Origin of the sequence: Bacteroides sp., assembly GCF_052357945.1 — a bacterium.
Taxonomy (GTDB): Bacteria; Bacteroidota; Bacteroidia; order Bacteroidales; family Bacteroidaceae; genus Bacteroides.
This window is the reverse complement of record NZ_DAWCXD010000238.1, coordinates 1-4,268: the sequence shown is the minus strand read 5'-3', so window position 1 is coordinate 4,268 and position 4,268 is coordinate 1. Positions and strand designations below refer to the sequence as shown.

The 4,268-nt window shown below is 40.8% G+C and carries 5 protein-coding genes; all 5 read right to left on the bottom strand.

All coding sequences use genetic code 11. The annotated features are described in order from the left end of the window. Nucleotides 1-510 precede the first annotated feature (510 nt). Nucleotides 511-660 carry a hypothetical protein gene (locus ACT8YW_RS22055; protein WP_444107157.1) on the bottom strand — a complete coding sequence of 50 codons (150 nt, stop codon included), beginning with the start codon at nucleotides 658-660 and terminating at the stop codon, nucleotides 511-513. A gap of 225 nt (nucleotides 661-885) precedes the next feature. Then, complete coding sequence (locus ACT8YW_RS22050; protein WP_444107156.1) at nucleotides 886-2,076, bottom strand: clostripain-related cysteine peptidase; 1,191 nt, start codon at nucleotides 2,074-2,076, stop codon at nucleotides 886-888. A 90-nt stretch (nucleotides 2,077-2,166) separates the two neighbouring features. Further along, nucleotides 2,167-2,568, bottom strand: a complete 402-nt coding sequence (locus ACT8YW_RS22045; protein WP_004296669.1) for a hypothetical protein — start codon at nucleotides 2,566-2,568, stop codon at nucleotides 2,167-2,169. Nucleotides 2,569-2,645: 77 nt separating this feature from the next. After that, complete coding sequence (locus tag ACT8YW_RS22040) at nucleotides 2,646-3,269, bottom strand: murein L,D-transpeptidase catalytic domain-containing protein (RefSeq protein ID WP_444107155.1); 624 nt, start codon at nucleotides 3,267-3,269, stop codon at nucleotides 2,646-2,648. 134 nt (nucleotides 3,270-3,403) lie between these two features. Beyond that, nucleotides 3,404-4,264, bottom strand: coding sequence for a sigma-70 family RNA polymerase sigma factor (locus ACT8YW_RS22035; protein ID WP_002561589.1), 861 nt, complete (start codon nucleotides 4,262-4,264; stop codon nucleotides 3,404-3,406). Nucleotides 4,265-4,268: the final 4 nt, after the last annotated feature.

The window sequence follows — 4,268 nt, the reverse complement described above, 5'->3', positions numbered from 1 at the left end:
AGTTTTTTTGAATACATTTCCTAAAGTGCTGACACATAACGATGTTGTTGAACATTGTTTTGATAGGATTAAGAAAGTGTGAGAACGGATAAGGAAGTGAGGATAATAGTAGAGCATTGAGAGAGGCTCTTAGAAAAGCATAGCTTTAGAGAACGTAAAGCTATACTTTAGCACTCGTAAAGCACCGCTTTAGCATTGACAAATCACTGTATTGTTAATAACGAGTAGGTACAGAAGGTACACGTTTCAGGGGAGGCCTTCACACACACTCGCGCGCGTGCTAAAATAATCCCTTCATCATCTACATTGATAAACACTCCGCATTAGGTCAGACATTTCAGTCAGGTGAGTGCAGTATTTTTCTTTATCCCATACCGACTACCATACCTGTGCCCGGTGAAACCTGCTCTCAATTTACCAAAGAAGAAATTCTCATCGACACTCATCAGATGGCTAATTTCCGTAAGGACAAGAAATAACAGGATATGCGTAGCTTGGCAGTAGAGAGATTCACAAATTGAAGTACAGTCTTAAAGTCGGTGAAAGAATAATTATATTCTGGCGGCACTTCTTCATCGTCGTAGTAGAAGCATCTTCTTCACCGTGCTCTCCTTCTTCTCCCAACGTTTCATCATTTTCCACCTTTTCATATGCGCGCACGTGTGTGAGAAATTATTGCAGTGTCCCCACTGTACCCTTTGTCCCTGCCCCACTATTCATAACTTTGTTTTTTTTGCAGAGGGGAACGCCTGCAGTTTCGGCGAAAAAGAAATACTATTGCTCCTTCCGCCGCCTTGAAATCGAGAGTTATTATAGTGTTGGGCCATACATAATCTTGTTCGGTTCATCTATACCCTCTTTACGCAGCAGATCACAGATTTTTAATCACCAGCCTGCCTCATCCCATCCGGCAGCGGAGTACCATTGTATCGACTGACGATAAAAAGGATTTATCTCCTCTTCATACGACTGACGAAATATATAAGTAGAAAGTCCCGCAGAGCCATTCATCGAGAAACTACCGCCATAACTAGAGTAATTATTAGGAGTAGTCTTCCAATAAACCACAGCAGCGTCATAAGCAGCTTTCCAAGCCTCATATTCGCTAGTCTCACTACCTAAAGAACGTATTAATCCATCAAAATCATAATAATACTTACTGGACCGACAATCATAACAGAGTATGCCCGATGTGGCTATCGCTTGTCTGCCCTTAATATATTTCGGAATAATCTCACTACTGCTTTTAGCCAGTTGTTCCAACATGGAAGTGTTCACAACCGAAACAGAGACTCCTGCCGTCCAGGGATCACCTAAGCCCCAATTATATGGCAATTTGCCAGTATAAAGATTTTCATCTGCATAAAATTCAAAATATGCCTTTGCTATGTCCGTAGCCGATACATTATTGGCAAACATAGCCGGAACTACTTTCTGATATGGAGCACCCGGTGCGGGTATCTCTGTCGGAGAGCCTATTATGTAATCCGCATGTTCCTTCAATTCATAGACCACCTCAACAGATTGCATAAAGCATGCATCGAAAAGAAGAAAACTCAAATGAGGTGCACTACGCAGAACATCTTTTAACTCGGAAATATCCATGTAATTTGAACCGCCATCCTGTCCCCACCAACGGGTTTTATTTTGCGATTTTGCCAACCATCCTTCTCCATGAGACCACAAAACTAACCCATAATTCTGTGCCGGGTATTCAGAAAATGCCGTGTTGATAACCTCCTTCATCTTAGAGGCATCTACAGAGTTTCGTCCTTCATACGTAGCGATTACCTCCTGTACTACATTCTTCTTTTTATCCTTCTTCAATCGAATTAGTTTAGGACTTGATCCGGTATCAATGTATACGAGTAGGTTATAAGAGTTATCATCTACAGACTGCATTCCCTCTGTCATTTCCGCCAAATCCTCTGTGGCAAAGCTGCGAAGAGAATTGTCACCTGCTATATAAACAAGAACTGTACGCATCTGGACTCCTCTTTCATCATCGTCATTATGACAAGCGATTACCAGCATAGCCAAACACACAAACAAGGAGAATATTTTTATCTTTTTCATTAGATTTCAAGTTTATTACGAGGCAAAGATAAAAAAATAAGAGATGCAAAGCTGCATCTCTTATTATATTAACAATTTAACTATTGCTTATTATTCTTCCGGTTTCGTAAAGTGGAATTTATCAGAATCAATCCGCGACACCGTCATTCTATTATTTTTCTTGTATTTATTCAGAATCTTCGTTGCTTCTTTTTCTAATTTCTTCTTGTTTTCCGAGAAGTAAATCATACATGTACTATTCTGTTGCAACTGGTTATCCTCCAGATAATTCTTCAACTGATAACTATACAACTCACGGTGAGACAAGAAGCCTTCCTTGCTAACCTTCGCACTATCTAATATCTGAATGTCCGTGAAATAGACTACTGTATCCGTAAATGAGGCAGAAATTCCAAAAGCATAAACCGGTTTAGAGTGGTCTTTTTTCAAGGAAAAAGCGGAGCACATGGTAAACACAAGTGCAATTGCAAATAGTATTTTTACGTATTTCATATCATATAATTTTTAACCTTGCAAAGGTAACAAAAAAGAGGAGATTACCTCTATTTATCTCAAATAAATAGCATTTCTTAGTCATAGACCCATAGCAGGACTGGTTTCTTTTCCGCTTTGAGCAACCCGTCAACTTTCCTCATCACTTCATCGGATATTACAGGACACCCCTGACTGATTCCTAACGGAAGATGCAAAGGATATACCTCTGTTTCCGGCAACGGAGTATAAGAATGCAACACGATATACCGCTTGAAAGCATTATTATTCGTCGCTTCCAATCCATGTAATTTATAATGAATATTGATTCCCCACTTGCTATACGACCGGATACCCACCTTGTATTTTCCCAAAGAAGAGCAATAGCTACCTTCCACATTGCTGAATACAGGCTTGGACACAGTGCTATTTTTCCCATATCCATGAGCACAGAGACTGGCATACTTCACGGAATCTCCTTTGAAATCCCATACAAAGAAACGCCTTTTACCAGAATGAATACTGAAATCTACCAGAAAGCAATAATTCGTATTATATCCATTCTTATCACAATAAGCCTTTCCCGCCTGTGCTTTTTCCCGCAAACGCTGCTCTACTTTAGCAGGCACCGAATCAGAAAAGGATGCCGCACATCTTGCATACGCCACCAGCCCTGCTCCCAAAGCAATAAGAACCAATGATATTAAAACTGACTTTTTCATAAAACTCGCATAGTATAAGATTGAATTATAGAATGGGGCTTATGTAAAAAGTCGCATAAGTACATTCTTCTATATGAAAAGTGCGACTTATGCGACTCAAATTCTTTTTTCTTTCAGAAACTGATATTCCTTACTTATCCCAAGTAAGATTTGAGCAATTTACTACGATTACTTTGTCTAAGTCTTCTAATTGCTTTTTCTTTAATCTGACGAACGCGCTCACGTGTGAGGCCAAATTTATCGCCGATTTCTTCCAATGTCATTTCTTGCTGTCCGATACCGAAAAACATCTGAATGATTTCTTTTTCTCTATCGGTTAACGTAGAAAGAGCTCTATCAATTTCCCTCGCAAGAGACTCATTAACCAGAGAGCGGTCCGCCATTGGCGAATCATCGTTAACCAACACATCCAACAGGCTGTTATCCTCCCCTTCCACAAAAGGCGCATCCACCGAAATATGACGGCCGGATACCTTCAGCGTATCAGAGATTTTATCAACCGGAATTTCCAGTTCGTCTGCCAACTCCTCGGGAGACGGACGCCGCTCGTTTTCCTGTTCAAACTTCGAGAAGGCTTTGCTGATCTTATTCAGCGAACCTACCTGATTCAACGGGAGACGAACAATACGCGACTGCTCTGCCAATGCTTGCAGAATAGACTGGCGAATCCACCATACAGCGTAGCTGATAAACTTAAATCCACGTGTTTCATCAAACTTTTCGGCGGCCTTGATCAGTCCTAAATTGCCTTCATTAATCAAGTCAGGCAAACTCAAACCTTGGTTCTGGTACTGCTTGGCTACGGATACGACGAAACGAAGATTGGCACGTGTCAATTTCTCTAATGCTACACGGTCACCCTTACGAATGCGTTGAGCGAGTTCTACCTCTTCCTCCACAGTAATAAGGTCCTCGCGACCGATTTCCTGCAAATACTTGTCAAGAGAAGCGCTCTCTCTGTTAGTGATACTTTTGGTAATCTTTAGTTGTCTCATTCTT